The organism is Niastella populi (assembly GCF_002078015.1).
In the GTDB taxonomy this organism is placed as follows: Bacteria; Bacteroidota; Bacteroidia; order Chitinophagales; family Chitinophagaceae; genus Niastella; species Niastella populi.
On the sequence record NZ_LWBP01000067.1, the window covers coordinates 122841 to 139419 of the forward strand.

Annotated in this window: 14 protein-coding genes; 11 read left to right on the forward strand and 3 right to left on the reverse strand. The window is 44.3% G+C overall.

What is annotated here, in order from left to right; all coding sequences use genetic code 11:
- Positions 1 to 100: 100 nt before the first annotated feature.
- Complete coding sequence (locus A4R26_RS07950) at positions 101 to 1102, reverse strand: hypothetical protein (RefSeq protein ID WP_081163259.1); 1002 nt, start codon at positions 1100 to 1102, stop codon at positions 101 to 103.
- Between the two features lie 144 nt (positions 1103 to 1246).
- On the opposite strand from A4R26_RS07950, the gene A4R26_RS07955 reads away from it, so the two are divergent.
- Positions 1247 to 1942, forward strand: coding sequence for a LytR/AlgR family response regulator transcription factor (locus tag A4R26_RS07955; protein WP_242674858.1), 696 nt, complete (start codon positions 1247 to 1249; stop codon positions 1940 to 1942).
- Positions 1943 to 2188: 246 nt separating this feature from the next.
- Positions 2189 to 4825, forward strand: coding sequence for a hybrid sensor histidine kinase/response regulator (locus A4R26_RS07960; protein WP_081163260.1), 2637 nt, complete (start codon positions 2189 to 2191; stop codon positions 4823 to 4825).
- A gap of 876 nt (positions 4826 to 5701) precedes the next feature.
- Here the strand turns inward: A4R26_RS07960 and A4R26_RS07965 are convergent.
- Together A4R26_RS07965 and A4R26_RS07970 are read right to left on the reverse strand one after the other, a co-directional pair.
- On the reverse strand, positions 5702 to 6946 hold the full coding sequence (locus A4R26_RS07965; RefSeq protein WP_081163261.1) for a metallophosphoesterase: 1245 nt from the start codon (positions 6944 to 6946) through the stop codon (positions 5702 to 5704).
- Positions 6947 to 7139: 193 nt separating this feature from the next.
- Positions 7140 to 7649 (reverse strand): NADPH-dependent FMN reductase, encoded by a 510-nt coding sequence (locus A4R26_RS07970; protein ID WP_081163262.1) that lies wholly within the window; start codon positions 7647 to 7649, stop codon positions 7140 to 7142.
- 75 nt (positions 7650 to 7724) lie between these two features.
- On the opposite strand from A4R26_RS07970, the gene A4R26_RS07975 reads away from it, so the two are divergent.
- The 9 genes from A4R26_RS07975 to A4R26_RS08015 all read left to right on the forward strand — a co-directional run bounded on the left by A4R26_RS07975 (position 7725) and on the right by A4R26_RS08015 (position 16450).
- Positions 7725 to 8408 (forward strand): metal-dependent hydrolase, encoded by a 684-nt coding sequence (locus A4R26_RS07975; RefSeq protein ID WP_081163263.1) that lies wholly within the window; start codon positions 7725 to 7727, stop codon positions 8406 to 8408.
- Positions 8409 to 8846: 438 nt separating this feature from the next.
- Positions 8847 to 9647 carry a ParA family protein gene (locus tag A4R26_RS07980; protein ID WP_081163264.1) on the forward strand — a complete coding sequence of 267 codons (801 nt, stop codon included), beginning with the start codon at positions 8847 to 8849 and terminating at the stop codon, positions 9645 to 9647.
- Positions 9648 to 9667: 20 nt separating this feature from the next.
- On the forward strand, positions 9668 to 10591 hold the full coding sequence (locus A4R26_RS07985) for a ParB/RepB/Spo0J family partition protein (protein WP_081163265.1): 924 nt from the start codon (positions 9668 to 9670) through the stop codon (positions 10589 to 10591).
- A 10-nt stretch (positions 10592 to 10601) separates the two neighbouring features.
- The gene (locus A4R26_RS07990) at positions 10602 to 11243 is read left to right on the forward strand and encodes a DUF5683 domain-containing protein (RefSeq protein WP_133054587.1); all 642 of its coding nucleotides are present in this window, start codon (positions 10602 to 10604) and stop codon (positions 11241 to 11243) included.
- Between the two features lie 175 nt (positions 11244 to 11418).
- The gene (gene dapB / locus A4R26_RS07995; protein ID WP_081163267.1) at positions 11419 to 12135 is read left to right on the forward strand and encodes a 4-hydroxy-tetrahydrodipicolinate reductase; all 717 of its coding nucleotides are present in this window, start codon (positions 11419 to 11421) and stop codon (positions 12133 to 12135) included.
- Positions 12136 to 12747: 612 nt separating this feature from the next.
- Complete coding sequence (locus tag A4R26_RS08000) at positions 12748 to 13401, forward strand: response regulator transcription factor (protein WP_165760188.1); 654 nt, start codon at positions 12748 to 12750, stop codon at positions 13399 to 13401.
- Between the two features lie 303 nt (positions 13402 to 13704).
- Positions 13705 to 14121, forward strand: coding sequence for an RrF2 family transcriptional regulator (locus tag A4R26_RS08005; RefSeq protein ID WP_081163269.1), 417 nt, complete (start codon positions 13705 to 13707; stop codon positions 14119 to 14121).
- 131 nt (positions 14122 to 14252) lie between these two features.
- Positions 14253 to 15578: an adenosylhomocysteinase gene (ahcY, locus tag A4R26_RS08010; RefSeq protein WP_081163270.1), complete on the forward strand. Its 1326-nt coding sequence runs from the start codon at positions 14253 to 14255 to the stop codon at positions 15576 to 15578.
- A gap of 239 nt (positions 15579 to 15817) precedes the next feature.
- Positions 15818 to 16450: a hypothetical protein gene (locus A4R26_RS08015; protein ID WP_081163271.1), complete on the forward strand. Its 633-nt coding sequence runs from the start codon at positions 15818 to 15820 to the stop codon at positions 16448 to 16450.
- The last annotated feature ends 129 nt before the right edge of the window (positions 16451 to 16579 follow it).

The following is a 16579-nucleotide window of genomic DNA, read 5'->3' on the forward strand; positions in this document are numbered from 1 at the left end:
TTATGGTTCAACTATAGAATTTCAACTTATATGCCAAGGTTCAGCAATGCCTGTTAATTTGTCTTAACAGCTGCGTGAAGAGATGCCTAAAAATCAGGTGTCAGAAACTGATTCCGGCGGTAATGGAATAAACGGTGCTGAGTTTTGAACCGGCGTCATCGAGGTCCTGAAGAAAATAATCGAACAGTACCTGCGACTGTAACAGGAACCTGCCTTTCAGATAACTGCCCCTGAGCGCCAGGCAGGCCGATTGTAACGCAAATTGTGTATTATCTGAGATCTCAGAATTACTGGGCAATGAATTGGCCCGTACCGGTGAAAAGTTATACGAATAAGATGTATTGAAGCCATAGTTCTGCGTACCGGCATTCAACATGGCAATGGGCGTTAACGTTATATTATCCGATTTGCTCAGCACACCGTACCAGTCTATATCTTTGCGTACAGATATGGTTGCTGAAAAGTCGCGTACCGAGAGCTCGTTCTTTATGATCACATAATAGCGGTTGCGGAGCAAACGCAACAGGCGGTCGGCTTCTCTCTTCTCATATTCTTCCTTACTTCCCCAACCGTAGCTCAGGCTTAGCGTGGGCCGCACCCACCATTTCTTGTATGAGAAATAGGCGAACAGTTCATTTTGAATAGGCGTTGTATAAAAGTCGAGCGAATCTTTGGTGATATATCTCGTATATGCGATACCAGTTGAAAAGCTCTTTTTTATACAGTCGTATGACGGACTAAATGAATATTGATAAAAATTCATCCCGTTATTCAACAGCGCATAGGCTGAAGCGGAAATACCGAAGCCTGACTTATGAAAGTACCCGGCCGATGGTGAAAAAATGAGTTTCTTTTCGGTATTGATGGTAACGGAATTTTTTTCATTAAAACTGAAGAAACCGGTACCGATGCCTGCATTGAGGGTAAAGAAGCTTTTACGGCCAATAAGGCTGTCCAAATAGGAATCAAAATCTTTTAGCAATGAATCCATAATGGCCGTGGTATCGCCTTTTAGAAATAACGAATCGAGTTTTCCCCCGTTTTGGGAAAAACCTGATTGCATAGCAAGGGTAAAAACAAGCAGAACGAGCAATTTCTTCATACGTTTGCTAATTATCCGTACAGGGGTATACCGGGTGCTTAGATCAGAGCACAACGAAGATGAGATAAAAAAAATTGTAGCCGGTTTAATCATTACTATTTTTTTGCTAACTTATATTACCTTAACTATTACGACCATTACGCTATGATAACCTGTTTAATAGTTGATGATAACGATCTGTCGAGGCTCACTTTGCATCAGTTGGCGCTGCAAACCGGAAGGTTGCAGATCACCGGCGAATGTAAAGACGCTATTGAGGCTCACCGCAATATTACGGCCAATCCGCCTGATTTGGTTCTTTTAGACATAGAAATGCCGGGCATGACCGGCCTTGAATTGTTGAAAATATTGCCCAAACAAACACTTGCCATTCTCACCACCTCCCGGAAACAATATGCGGCTGAAGCCTTTGACCTGAACGTGGTAGATTACCTTATAAAGCCGGTAAACCTGCCCCGCCTGATGCAGGCTATTGACAAAGTGAGTGATATCCTGAGCCGCAACGATTCGGAAGTTACCGCCGCCGTAGATGATTACCTGTTCATCAGGGATAACAACATATTGAAAAAATTAAAGCTGGGTGAAATATTATGGATAGAAGCCATGGGTGATTACGTTAAAATACGCACTGAAACCCAATGGCATATTGTACACACCACACTTAAAGCGGTTGAAGAAAAGATCAATTCTGCAAAACTGATGCGTGTTCACCGGAGTTATATCATTTCCCTCGATAAGATCGATTCTATTGAAGATGGCGCCGTCAACATCATAAATACCGCTATTCCCGTAGCCGAAAGCTACCGGAGTAAATTAATTCAGAAGATAAAGTTATTGTAAAGATTATATTAAATTGCACTGTATTTGTGTGCAGTAATCAACGGTATTAACGTATTTTACGGCTATTGTAACCTGCACCACGCTATGCAATTGACAATAAGCAATTGGCAAATTATTCCCTAACCGGTATCAGTTTGTCGGTATTCAAGCACTCCGCAATTCGCGAACACAATTGCTTATTGCATATTTTCTATTGCATATTGATATTCCGGTTAAGGTTAGGTTACTAAGGTAGCATCTGTTACCATGAAAAAACAAATCAAACCTAACAAACTTATTCTCTATAGTGTTGCCTTTTCGGTGGCCTTTATTGCAGCGGGCATTATTCTCCAATTCAACACCGAACGCATCATTAGTAAATCCCGCTCTGCCAGCAGCGAAGCCATCGAGTCGTTTCACCTGCACAATAAACTTCAGAACATTGTCAAAAATGTGATCCTCACCGAAAGCCTGGTGCGTGGTTTTGTTATTACCGGCGACAGCAATTTTATCATAGGCGTTGAGGATACGCTCAATTTTCTAAAATATGAACTGGCCGGTTTGCAAAAGGCCTCCGTTAACCAGTATAACCAGGCCTCCTTCACCCGCCTCGCCTCCCTTATTGAAAAGAGAATACAGCTCAATAACGAAATTATCGATGCATATACCCGCCTGGGAAAAGTGTATGCCGAACAACGGATATCAAGCAAAACCGGTATCATTCTACGCGACAGTATTACCGACCTTTCCATGCAACTGGAAAAAGAATTATACGAGCAGTTGCAGGCAGGCATCAAGGAGAACAGGCGGCGCACCATTTACGTATTGTTCATCAGCCGCTTTCTAACCATACTTGGCTTATCGGGCATAGTAATACTTTGTACGCTGGTGATAAGGCATTTATTGCGGCAGCACGAGCTGATAAAAGAACTGAAACAGGCCAATGATAATGAAACAGAAGCCCGCCTTAACATAGAAAGGATCTCTGCAGAAACCCAGGACCTGTATAACAATGCGCCCTGTGGTTATCACTCCCTCGACGAAAACGCATGTATAGTGGCCATTAACGATACCGAACTGAACTGGCTGGGTTATACCCGCGATGAAGTGGTTGGAAGACTATACATATACGATATCCTCGATGAGGAAACCGCCAAAAGCGTTCGGGAGAATTTTCCCACATTCAAAAAGAACGGTTCGGTAAAAGAACGCCGGCTTACCATGCGCACCAAAACAGGCCGCACTTTTCCGGTTGTGCTGAACTCCGTTGCCATTTATGACGACAACGGCAATTACGTTTCAAGCCGTTCTACCATTTATGATATCACCCAACAACAAAAAGCCGAAACCGCTTTGAAAGAAGCACGGCAGCAGGCTATTGAATCGGCCAATGTAAAGGAACAGTTCCTGGCCAACATGAGCCATGAAATACGTACGCCTATCAATTCGGTTATAGGGTTCACCAACCTGTTGCAAAAAACAAGCATGACCGGTGAGCAGCAACAGTTCGTGAACCTGATACAATCGGCCAGTGAAAACCTGCTTACCATTATCAACGACATTCTTGATATTTCAAAAATAGAAGCGGGCATGCTCCGGATAGAAAAAAATCCGTTCAGCCTGCGCGGCCTTTGCAGTTCCATTGAAACCATGTTCTATCACAAGGCCCGCGAAAAAAACCTTTCCTTCTCATTATTCATTCAGGATAATATTCCCGACACACTCACCGGTGATGCAGTGCGGCTTACGCAAATACTCGTGAACCTTATCAGCAATGCGATCAAGTTCACGCAAAAAGGCGGTATCGCCATCAACATCATTACCCTTTCGCAAAACACCGATCATGTAAACCTGCGGTTCTCGGTGAAAGACAGCGGCATTGGTATTCCGCCCGATAAACTGGATACCATATTCGAACGCTTCGAACAGGGAGAAACCGATACTACCCGTAAATACGGCGGCACCGGCCTGGGGCTTTCCATTGTACGTAACCTGGTGCAACTGCAGGGCGGTAATATTACCGTTGACAGCGCCCCCGGCAAAGGCACTGAATTTATTTTTGAAATAGCATATTCACTGATGCCGGTTGGCCAGGCCATGCCCTCATCGCTTTCAGAAAGAACGGAGATCAGCGCCGGCGCATTTCCCAATGCCCGGGTGCTGGTAGTAGAAGACAATGCCATGAACCAGTTGTTGATAAAATTCACTTTCCAAAGCTGGAAGGTGAATTATGAACTGGCTGATAATGGTTCAAAAGCCATTGAATGGTTGCAACGCGCTACCTTTCACCTGGTGTTGCTGGATATTCAGATGCCCCTCATGGACGGTTATGCAACCGCCCAGGCTATTCGAAAAGACCTAAAAATCGATATTCCCATCATTGCCATGACAGCCCATGCACTGGCGGGCGAACGGGAGAAATGTTTAAGCTTTGGCATGAACGATTACATTTCGAAACCCATTCACGAAAAGGAATTATTCGGTTTGCTTACAACATACCTGGCCGACGACCGCAACAGCAATATTGAATCGCTGAAGAACGACCTGCACTATATTGACCTGAACTTTTTGGATGATATGGTGATGGGCAGCGGTGATTTTTTGAGAACCATCATAAAGCAGTTCCTTAAACAGTTCCCCGGTGAAATGGAAGCCCTGGAGCAGGCTGTTGACCAAAAAGACGCAGCGAAGGTAGCCTCGCTTTCACATCACATTCAAAGTACCGTTTCTATCCTTGGCAAGAACACGCCCTTTTTTCAACAACTGGAAAAACTGGAGAAACTAGCCCAAAAGAATACGGCTGCAGCCGCCCTCTCTACTGAGTTCGATAAACTTCACGACTACAAGCATCAGTTACTACAGGAAGTTAACCAGCTGTTGAACGCTTATTCCAATAGGCAATAGGCAATTGACAAATCAAACGCGAACTGCAGCTGCTTTCATTAGGGGAATTGCAGCGGGCTTTCGTTTTGGCAGGATTAACACCCCGCAGGGGAATGGGGTATTAATTTGTAAGCTGCTTATTATCAATTGATTTGTTGTAATTTTTTGTCTATTGCCCACTGCCGGTTGCCAATTGCTTTCCGTGTTCACCGGGCAATTAAATCCATTCGGCTATACATTTACCCGATTCATCGAATGTACCGGCAAAAGGGGGTTTTCACAACGTATTTTTGTGATGTCAATACGAAAAAACCCACTGAAACTAACGCATGAAATAAATTAGCAATAAGTTATTTTATATAGTTTTTCCCCTAATCCCTAACATCGTAGAACACGCCCTTGTCCCTTTACCGTAGAAATGCCTCTGGCAAAATAAATAACCCTAATGAGTTCATGGTTAAGGCTTGATTTAGTAATCACAGAGGACTGGCTAAGATGGTTTATGAAGGCCCATCGCGCATAAACAACTTTTCATCTATAACAACCCAAACCGTAAGTAGCAAATAGCATTTTAGCCGGTCCTCCTTACTTTACCTTTTCCCTGCCCGTAGAATTACCCTCTTACTTTCTGAAATCTTTCGGATCCGTAACCTGTACCTTTTAATCCGTACATGTGCTTCTACCGGGTGAGGCCTGAACACAGATTCTATCTGTTAGTATTACTTCTGAAGCCCTTAAGAAAACCTCCTTAAAAAAAAAGGACTGTCAACCCACGTATGTTTGACAGTCCTTTTTTTTGTTTGTATTTACTTCAATGTTCTATATTGAACATTTGATATTCGGCATTTTGTATTTGCCTTTTTTATTCCACATTTCTAATTCTTCATTTTTAATTTCCTACGACAGTTCAATAACCGTGATCTCGGGCAGTATCCCTACCCTTCCCGGGTAACCGATAAACCCATATCCCCTGTTCACATATAATTTCTGTTGGCCCGATTCATATAAACCGGCCCATTGCTTATACATGTATTGCACCGGGCTCCAGCGGAAACCGGGCATTTCAACCCCGAACTGCATTCCATGGGTATGGCCCGATAACGTTAGATCGATATCGTTATACTTCGTGCGTACTTCCGCATCCCAATGGCTGGGGTCGTGGCTCATGAGGATCTTAAACGGATATTGTTCAGCACCCGGATACGCATCTTCCATTTTTCCATAGCGCCCGAAATTGCCTTTGGCGCTCCAGTTTTCTATACCCAGCAGGGCAATACGATCGCTGTCTTTTTCCAGCACCACGTGTTCATTCATCAATAAACGCCAGCCCATTTGTTTATGCACCAGTTTCAACTGCTCGAGGTTATGCATTTTGGCTTCATGGCTGTCCCAGCGAACATAATCGCCGTAATCGTGGTTACCCAGGGTTGAATACACCCCCAATGGCGCATTGAGCTTACTGAACACGTCTATATACTCCTTCATTTCTGAAGCGCGGTCATTCACCAGGTCACCGGTAAACAGGATCATATCGGGTTTTTCTTTCAGGATCTTTTGTACGCCTTTTTCAACGGCTTCCTTATCCATAAAACTGCCCGAATGTATGTCTGAAATGTGAACGATCTTCATTCCCTTAAATGCAACGGGGAGGTTTTTAAAGTTCATTTTAAGCCGGTTCACCTGGTAGCGGTATTTATTGCCAAAGCCGTACACCAGGGTGCCGAAAACGGTTCCGCCCACTGCCAGCCCCATCCAGCTCAGGAAAACAGAACGGGTAATTCCCGCCCCATCGTGGGCAACACTTATTGCCGGCTTTTGCGAGAAGCGGGAAAACAGCCAGGTTCCGCCCCGGCGGATATCGTCGATAGCGAAAAAAACTGAAGCTACCAGTTTGGCTATGAACAGGCCGAATATGATCGCGCGTCCGTAAGTAACTACCCAACGCGGCAGGGAGTCGAAATTTACGTAAGGGATCGAAAAGATAACGATCAGGCCTGCCGCCGACATCGCCCAATATGTAATGATAATAGCCAGGCGGGCTTTTGATGAAGCGGGCAGTACTACCTGCAGGGCCTGGAAAATGTAAAAATCAAGCAGGGCCATAAGGCCCAGCAAAAAAAAGAAAAAACCTGAATTACGCATTGTTTCTTGTGTTGAATGTGTTCGTTTCTTTTAGAGCATTCCTGTAATGTGAAACCTGTTTGATTCTAATTATTGCTGATTTATGGATTTCGGGATTTTGAGATTTGTTATTATGCCGAACTCCGGGAAATCTCAAAATCCCTGAATCTCACAATCAGAAATTGCATTTAATCAGGTAGACGAACCACATTCACTAAAATTGTATAAATTCTTCCACCTGCATTTCGATGGCCTTTACGGTTCCGGCGTCATGAAAATCGCCGGAGCCATGCATAAGGTTATGAACCAATGAAATAGGCAGTTTATTGGGATGTACCACCACCCGCAGGTAATGTAAAATACTTGTTAAATGCTCTAACCCGCGCAAATTGCCGCCGCGGCCGGTAGCCACGCCGGTTAGCAGGGCCTTCTTGCCCCACCATACTTTTTTGTAGTCTGAAATATCGAACATGAGTTTCAATACGCCGGGGATACTGCCATTGTATTCGGGGCAAATAAATATAAATTTAGTGGCAGGTACCAGCATATCGCTTTCCAGTTGTACGAACTCAGGGGTTTTATCAACGTATTTCCAGCCTTCGAGAGAAATGAAATTAGGAGTAATGTTCTTTGATTTTAAAACCTGCTGATAGTGCCGCGCTACCTTTTCAGTATTGCTTCCCGGCCGGTTGGTGCCGGAAACGATGGTATAAATTTCACTCATTGTATTATTTAAATAACGAAGAACTTTGTTCCTGGTTGTATATTTTTATTTTTCTTAGCACACAAATCAAACTACATGAATTTTACGTATTACGGTCATTCCTGCTTTTCAGTAGAGGTCAAAGGTACAAAACTGTTGTTCGATCCATTTATAACCCCCAACGAACTGGCCAATAAAGTAATTGATGTAGATACCATTGCAGCCGATTACATACTGGTATCGCACGGCCATGCCGATCATATTGCCGATTGCGTGCGCATAGCAGGCCGAACCGGCGCCAAAGTGATCTGCAGTTGGGAAATTTACGAATGGCTGGGTAAACAGGGGGTTTCGAATGCACACCCGATGAACACCGGCGGCAAGTGGAATTTTGGCGATTTCACCGTGAAAGTGGTGGTGGCGCAGCATTCATCGGGTTTGCCCGATGGTACCTACGGCGGCAATCCTTTTGGTTTTATCATCTACACAGCCGAAGGAAATTTCTATTATAGCGGCGATACGGCGCTTACGCTCGATATGCAGCTGATACCCGGCTGGGCCGAGCTGAGCTTTGCCGTACTGCCTATTGGCGACAACTTTACCATGGATGTGGCCGATGCCGTTCAATGCGCCCGGATGGTCAAATGCCAGCAGGTGATCGGCGTTCACTACGATACGTTCGGGTTTATAAAGATCGACCATGAAAAAGCAAAAAAGGCTTTTGCCGATACCAGTTGTACGCTGCATTTGCTGAATATTGGAGAAACGATAAAACTGTAACCGCCGGCGATGGCTGGGACATTAACGATGTTGGGGCGGTAGTTTTCCGGGGTTATTTTTTTTCAAAAAGGCGAAAAATAACGGCTTTTAAAATATTAAAACATTAAATGCTGATAATAAGCCTAATGTAATAATTTTGCATTCCAGTAAGGGCATCCTCCTTTTTTGGGGGATGCTTTTTATTGTTGAGTTTGATACAATTTTATTCACTATCGGCCTTATGCCCTGTATTAAATGCGGTAAATAAGTATATTGTCGCCGAATTTTGCCCTTTCTACGGTTTAACAACCGGAAAAGACGAATTAGATATGCTGATTTTTCGTGTTTTTACCAAAACATGAAGCCGACGCAAGTGAAACCAATTAAAAAAAATCCAACGACCTGCCTGGCAGTCCGTACAACGGGAAGGCAAAGCAGGCAGGAATGTAATTAATCACTATGGCCCGAGTAATTGGAGTAGCCAATCAAAAAGGGGGAGTTGGAAAAACTACTTCCGCCATCAACCTGGCGGCCAGCCTGGCCGTTCTGGAGTTCAGAACATTATTGGTAGATGCCGATCCGCAGGCCAATAGCACCAGCGGTGTGGGTTTCGATCTGCACAATGTTCAAACCAGTTTGTACGATTGTATGGTAAGCAGTACCCCGATGAAAGATGTGATCTTAAAATCGGAGATCCCCAATCTGGATATCATTCCGTCGCACATTGACCTGGTAGGTGCTGAAATTGAAATGATCAACTACCCTAACCGGGAAAGTGTATTAAAAGGGTTGCTTGAACCGGTGAAAGAACTGTATGATTTTATCATCATCGATTGTTCTCCTTCACTGGGTTTAATTACCGTAAATGCGCTTACCGCCGCAGATTCGGTAATGGTTCCGGTACAGGCAGAATTTTTTGCTTTGGAAGGTCTTGGCAAATTATTGAACACAATTAAGATCGTGCAGAGCCGTTTGAATCCCGACCTGGTCATTGAAGGCATATTGATGACCATGTACGACGGCCGTTTGCGCCTGTGTAACCAGGTAGTGAACGAGGTGCGCAAACATTTTGATGAAATGGTGTTTGATACAATTATCCACCGCAATGCCCGCATCAGCGAGGCGCCCAGCGTTGGAAAACCGGTGATTTTATATGATGGTCAAAGTAAAGGGGCTGTCAACTATCTGAACCTGGCCAAAGAGATCCTGCAAAAGAACGATATGACGAAAATTAAGCAGGAAGAGCGTATATTAGAATAATAAATCATCATATACAATCAATGACCAACCCCAAACAAAATAAAGACGCGCTTGGTAAGGGAATTCGTTCCCTGTTGCAGAATATAGATTCTGATCTGAAAAACTCAGCCGGCAACCTGAAACAGGAAGTTGCCCAAACGGTTACTGCCATATTGCGAATTCCCATCGATCAAATTGAGCCTAACCCACGCCAGCCCCGTCACGATTTCGACGAGCAGGCGCTGCAGGAACTGGCTTCTTCTATAAAGTTGCACGACATTGTGCAACCTATTACCGTTTCGCACCAGACGGCCAATGGTAAATACCGCCTTATTTCGGGTGAACGCCGCTGGCGCGCATCCAAAATAGCCGGTTTAAAAGACGTGCCGGCATATATTCGCCAGGCCAATGACCAGGAACTGCTTGAGCTGGCCCTGCTCGAAAACCTGCAACGCGAAGACCTGAATGCCGTGGAAATAGCCCTGAGCTATAAACGCATGATGGAAGAGCTGAACTACACACAGGAGCAGGTGGCCGAACGCATGGGCAAGGAAAGAAGCACTGTAGCCAACTACATTCGGTTGCTGAAACTGCCGCCTGACATTCAGGTAGCCGTGCGTAAGAATGAGATCAGCATGGGTCATGCCCGCGCCCTCATCAATGTAGATACCGTGGATAAGCAGTTGTTCATATTTAACGAGATCAGAAGCCGCAGCCTTTCGGTAAGGCAAACAGAAGACCTGGTTCGTAAAATGTACAAAAGCGGTCCCGGCGCTGCTGTTAAAGAATCCGTAAAAAGCACACTTCCACCTGCTTACAAGAAAATTGAAGATAACTTAGCAACTCATTTTAGTACCAAGGTTCGATTAAATCATAACAAAAACGGGCACGGAGCTATTTCGATTGAATACTATTCAATCCAGGAACTGAATAAGATATTAGATCAGATCGGTGTCTCGGCTTAAGTTCGCCTGCATGAAGCATGTTTTCTTTGTAATTGCAATTATCCTTTCGTTACCCATGCTGGCCGTGTCACAACAAAAAGACACGCTCGTTATAATGGATACTACTGGTAAAGTAGTACCCGGCAAAACGGTAAGAAAGGGTCTATGGAGAGATTCAGCCGGTAACCGCACTTTCGAACCACGCAAGGCGGCTATTTATTCTGCTATATTCCCCGGTCTGGGCCAGATCTACAATAAAAAATACTGGAAAGTTCCCATTGTATATGCGGCGGTAGGTATACCCATTTATACCTTCTTCGACAACCGTACCTGGTATAACCGTATCAGATATGCGTTGTCTGTTGTGGAAGCCGGTCCAAACGACCCTAATTATGGCGATATGTTCGCAAAGGTGCACCCACGCCTGCAAAACTGGGTAACCCAGGGCAGATCGCCGGCCCTGTTGAACGCCCGAAACGATTTTCGTAAAAACATGGACTACTCTATTTTATTCACCCTGTTGTTCTGGGGACTGAATGTTATAGACGCCACTGTTGACGCCCACCTGAAAGGTTTCAATGTAAACGACAACCTGAGCATGCAGGTAAGGCCAGCCCTCCTATCCAATCAAACCATTGGGGTAAGCCTGGTATTCAAAGTAAGTAATAAGTGATAAGTTGTAAGTTGTAAGTTTGTACGAAAGCAACTACTGCTTAAATACTTACAACTTAATACTCTAAAAAAGCAATACCTTAGCGCCGCTAAAAGTAATAAGTCATAAGTAGTGAGTTTTGAGGTTCAGGTACCAGGCACTTACTACTTAATACTTACAACTTAAAACTCCAAAAATGAAAATTGCATTGATCGGCTACGGCAAAATGGGTCATGCCATTGAAGAAATTGCCTTGCAACGTGGCCACGAAATTGTTTTAAAAGTAGGAATAGAGAATATTCAGGACAATACCATCGAAAACATAAAGAAGGCCGATGTAGCTATTGAATTCACCGGCCCCGATGTGGCTTTTGAAAATGTGCTCAGGTGCCTCAATGCCGGGGTTCCCGTGGTAAGCGGTTCTACCGGCTGGTTACAACGTTTTGAAGAAGCTAAAACACATTGCATAAAGAATAATGGCGCCCTGTTGTATGCAAGCAATTTCAGCGTAGGGGTGAATATATTCTTCGCCATCAATAAAAGACTGGCTGAGCTGATGGCTCCCCATAAAGAATACGATGTAAAGCTTACAGAAGTGCATCACACCCAAAAGAAGGATGCGCCCAGCGGTACCGCCATTACCCTAGCAGAAGGCATTTTACAATCGCTGGAGCATAAGAAGAAATGGGTGAATGAGCCTGCCGCCAATAAAGAAGAACTGGAAATTATCAGTGAGCGTATTGACCCCGCTCCCGGCACCCACTGGATAACCTATTCTTCAGAGATCGATGATATAGAGATCAAACATACGGCTCATAACCGCAAGGGATTTGCTACCGGCGCCGTGCTGGCTGCCGAATTCCTCGCGAATAAAAAAGGTGTTTACGGAATGAAAGATGTACTGGGGCTGTAGTATACACCATACAAATAAGTAAAAAGAATATATAGTTAAAATACCACGCCAATGTCGTGGTATTTTACTTCAGGGCACATAAATAGTTACTTCTTTTTACAAAAGATGATAAAATAGATTGTCTCAAGTAGAAATAACACGAAAAAAGGGGCCTGTTTTTTATTCGGGTACACGCACATGATCACCGGTTGCCTTACATGCGATTTGATATTACTCAATTTTTATACGAAATGTAAGTTTTTGTCGGGTAATTAAGTAAATTATAGTTGGAATTACCAAACCTACTGCTGCATGAACAGTCTTAAACCGGATCATCCTTGTTGTGTTTATACCTTTCCTGCTTCAATACTTGAATATGGGAAAACCTCACCCGGCCCACCATTAACACATACTATTTTAGCCTCGTTCGTCCCTTTTACTTCTTTTTATGGCTTTTACTTCGGCAAACCCTTTTTGGCAAAGGGTATGAAAAAGCATTTCAGACCGCATATGTGCGGCAGTGGCAGAAGATTTGATACTATCAGCCTAAGGGCCGGTAGTAAAAAGGTCTTCGTGTAAACTAAAGCCATATAACCCATAACCTTTGTCGGTTGAATGTTTAACCCGCCAAACATGAAACGTAAAAAGATTCGAATGGCTATTGCAGAAGATCACCAGACGGTAATCGATGGGGTGCTGTCGCTACTTCATAAACATGAATACTTCAAGGCTGTTATAATAACCACCAACCCCCAGGAACTGCTTCGGCAGATGGCCTGCACACCCGTTGATATTTTATTCGCCGACATCGCTATGCTATACAGGGATGGGCATGAACTGGCCAACAAAGTAAAAGGGCTGTTTCCGCGGGTAAAAATGGTAGCCCTTTATAAGCAAGAGCAAACCACTATCGTGAATACAATGATCGAAGAAGGAAATATATCGGGGTATGTGTTAAAAAGCACTGATAAACATAATATAACCAAAGCACTGGAAAACATGATCGAGCATATTTACACTAACGACAAAACCTTACAGGAAATGCCTAATCCTACTGTCCGCCTCCGAAAAGTAGCACCCGAAACAACTCATCTTACCGACCGGGAGCTCGAAGTCATCCGCCTCATAGAGCAGGAGTACAGCAATAAACAGATAGCAGAAAGGCTGTTTATAAGCGAACGTACTGTTGAAACGCATCGCAAGAATATCTTCCGCAAAACCAAAACAAATAGCGTCATAGGGCTTATCAAATACGCCTATATGAACAAGCTGGTAAGCATAAGATAAAATGCCAAACGCTAAACGCTGAAGGTCTGACGACACTGATGAGTGTCAGACTCCGTCAGAGCTTAACGCTGCCTTCCGGAAATCGATCTTCCGGCAATAACCCATACACCACGAGTTCGGGCCGGGCTTTTTGCCTTATGCCTTCCGCCTTTGGCGTTGGGCGTAGGGCATTCCGCGTTAAGCGTTAAGCGTTAGTCGTTTTACGTTCAGCTTTCTTACCGGATGATAAATAAATTATTTTATCTTACGCCCTTATAGCCCTGCGTCACCGGAGGGTACTTTACGTGTTTAAAAAGAAAATACATGCTATCCAAGAAAGCCCAGTACGCCTTTAAGGCCCTGATGTATATGGCTGAAAAGAAAGAAAATGAGCCCATTCTTATTGCAGAGATTTCGAAAAAGAAACGTATCCCCCTTAAGTTCCTGGAAAACATATTGCTGGAACTAAAAAAAGCCGGTATTCTGGAAAGTAAAAAAGGAAAAGGCGGCGGATATTTCTTCAAAGTATCCCCAAAGGAGGTATCCCTGGCCAAGATAGTGCGGCTGATAGATGGCCCCATAGCCATGCTTCCCTGTGTAAGCCTGTACTTCTATGAGCGATGCAAGAACTGCGATGAAAAGCAATGCGGCCTGCACGATATGATGGTGCTGGTACGGGACGCCAACCTGCGGATCCTGGAGAAGAAAACCGTAGCCGATCTTACCAAAAAGATATTATAAATCAATTGTTTAACCTTTAACCGCTATCGAATAAGGGAATAAAATAACAACCTGTCTTCCTGTAGCGGGAATTGCGCTGAGTTTCATACATAAATTGTAGCTTTGCGCCCGAAATAAATATTCAAAAAGATATGTCTACTATCACCAAGAACATTGATTTTACACTTCCCTATAAAGTAAAAGATATCAGTCTTGCAGAATGGGGTCGTAAAGAGATTCGCCTTGCAGAGGCTGAAATGCCGGGTTTGATGGCGTTACGTACAGAGTACGGTCCTTCGCAGCCTTTAAAAGGCGCCCGTATTGCCGGCTGCTTACACATGACCATTCAAACTGCGGTGCTTATCGAAACCCTGGTGGCTTTGGGCGCCGAGGTTAAATGGAGCTCATGCAATATCTTCTCTACCCAGGACCAGGCCGCTGCTGCCATTGCCGCTGCCGGTATCGGTGTTTATGCCTGGAAAGGTCAGACCATTGAAGAAGCCGACTGGTGTATTGAACAAACATTGTTCTTCGGTGGCGCCGATCGCCCGTTGAATATGATCCTTGACGATGGTGGCGATCTTACCAACATTGTATTCGACAAATACCCTGAACTGGTTCAGCACATCCGCGGATTGAGCGAAGAAACTACCACCGGCGTTCACCGTTTGTATGAAAGAATGGCTAAAGGTACCTTACCTATCCCTGCCATTAATGTAAACGATTCAGTTACCAAATCGAAATTCGATAATAAATACGGTTGTAAAGAAAGCCTCGTTGATGCTATCCGCCGCGCTACCGATGTAATGCTGGCCGGTAAAGTAGCCGTTGTAGGCGGTTACGGCGATGTAGGTAAAGGTTCTGCCGCTTCACTCGCCGGCTCAGGCTGCCGTGTGATCGTTACAGAAGTTGATCCTATTTGCGCTTTACAGGCTGCTATGGACGGCTTTGAAGTTAAGAAGATGATCGACGCCGTTAAGGAAGCCGATATCATCGTTACCGCTTCAGGCTGCCGCGACCTCATCACCGCTGCGCACTTCAAGGCAATGAAAGATAAAGCCATCGTTTGTAACATTGGCCACTTCGATATCGAAATAGACGTAGCCTGGCTGAACAACAACTACGGAAATACCAAAGACACCATTAAACCTCAGGTTGACCTGTATAACATAGACGGTAAAGAGATCATCCTGCTGGCTGAAGGCCGCCTGGTGAACCTCGGTTGCGCTACAGGCCACCCAAGTTTTGTAATGAGCAACTCATTCACAAACCAAACACTGGCTCAGCTGGAACTGTGGACCAACAACAAGAACTACGAGAACAAAGTATACGTTCTGCCTAAACACCTCGATGAAAAAGTTGCCCGTTTACACCTGAAAAAGATCGGTGTTGAACTGGATGAACTTACCAGCGAACAGGCTTCTTACCTGGGTATTCCCAAAGAAGGGCCTTACAAACCTGAACATTACAGGTATTAATATCGTTTGTTACTGCGAACGATTCGATCTTATATACAAAACCCTCCCTTCCGGCAACTGCCGGAAAGGAGGGTTTTCACTTTTAATACATTGCCCCCGGAAGGCACATTCCTCCATTACATGATGCTTATCAGCCAATTATAAATAAGTCCAGTAACTTATAATGCCATATTATAAGCCTATAAACTTATAATACGATATTATAAGTTTATAGGCTTATATTTGTATAAAAGCGGGTTATGGCAACTAATCAAAAAGCAGCAGTTATCAGTGGCGATATCGTAGGTTCTTCTTTTCTGAAACCCGCAGCCCGTAGAAAACTGCAGGGTTTGCTCGATGCTTTCATTAATGAGTTCGTTCACGAATATCCCGATCTGCAGGTACAACAATACCGGGGCGATAGTATACAGGGTATACTCACCACTAACCGCATGTCGGTATTAAGATTAACATTATTACTGCATAGCTTTTTGATACAATATGCCTATAAAATGCGGTTGGCTGTTGGCGTAGGCGACATCAGCTATAAAACCAAACAGGTGATCACCTCCGATGGTTCCGCATTCCAGGCATCGGGCCCGTTTCTCGATGCCCTTGTAAAAAGCGGTGAAATCATAAGCATTGCAGGCGATAACGACGATTTCACCAGCGAGTGGCAGGTGCATAGCTCTTCTTTAAACTATCACATTCAGCACTGGTCAATTCAGCAGGCAGAAGCAGTATACATGCAATTACGCGAAATGACACAGGAAGAAATAGCCCAAAAATTAAAAATTAAGCAACCCTCGGTTTATTATCGTTTACAGGCAGCCGGCTGGCACGTTGTGCATAAAATTCTAACCCGCTTCGAATCGGTTATACCAACCCTTTAAATTATATTTAGCGCTGAACGCCGAAGGCTTAACCCGGAAGGCCCGGCCCGTGTTTCGAAGTGTTTGGATTATTGCGGGAAGATCGAATGCCGGAGAGCGGCATTAAGCGTTCAGCCTTTAGCTTGAGTT

Bases quoted from the DNA above. Each gene is read 5' to 3' on its own strand.
- A4R26_RS07990 (WP_133054587.1), top strand. From the start codon at position 10,602: ATGAAGCATGTTTTCTTTGTAATTGCAATTATCCTTTCGTTACCCATG.
- A4R26_RS07985 (WP_081163265.1), top strand. From the start codon at position 9,668: ATGACCAACCCCAAACAAAATAAAGACGCGCTTGGTAAGGGAATTCGT.
- A4R26_RS07980 (WP_081163264.1), top strand. From the start codon at position 8,847: ATGGCCCGAGTAATTGGAGTAGCCAATCAAAAAGGGGGAGTTGGAAAA.
- A4R26_RS08005 (WP_081163269.1), top strand. From the start codon at position 13,705: ATGCTATCCAAGAAAGCCCAGTACGCCTTTAAGGCCCTGATGTATATG.
- ahcY (WP_081163270.1), top strand. From the start codon at position 14,253: ATGTCTACTATCACCAAGAACATTGATTTTACACTTCCCTATAAAGTA.
- dapB (WP_081163267.1), top strand. From the start codon at position 11,419: ATGAAAATTGCATTGATCGGCTACGGCAAAATGGGTCATGCCATTGAA.
- A4R26_RS07965 (WP_081163261.1), bottom strand. From the start codon at position 6,946: ATGCGTAATTCAGGTTTTTTCTTTTTTTTGCTGGGCCTTATGGCCCTG.
- A4R26_RS07975 (WP_081163263.1), top strand. From the start codon at position 7,725: ATGAATTTTACGTATTACGGTCATTCCTGCTTTTCAGTAGAGGTCAAA.
- A4R26_RS08015 (WP_081163271.1), top strand. From the start codon at position 15,818: ATGGCAACTAATCAAAAAGCAGCAGTTATCAGTGGCGATATCGTAGGT.
- A4R26_RS08000 (WP_165760188.1), top strand. From the start codon at position 12,748: ATGAAACGTAAAAAGATTCGAATGGCTATTGCAGAAGATCACCAGACG.
- A4R26_RS07960 (WP_081163260.1), top strand. From the start codon at position 2,189: ATGAAAAAACAAATCAAACCTAACAAACTTATTCTCTATAGTGTTGCC.
- A4R26_RS07950 (WP_081163259.1), bottom strand. From the start codon at position 1,102: ATGAAGAAATTGCTCGTTCTGCTTGTTTTTACCCTTGCTATGCAATCA.
- A4R26_RS07970 (WP_081163262.1), bottom strand. From the start codon at position 7,649: ATGAGTGAAATTTATACCATCGTTTCCGGCACCAACCGGCCGGGAAGC.
- A4R26_RS07955 (WP_242674858.1), top strand. From the start codon at position 1,247: ATGATAACCTGTTTAATAGTTGATGATAACGATCTGTCGAGGCTCACT.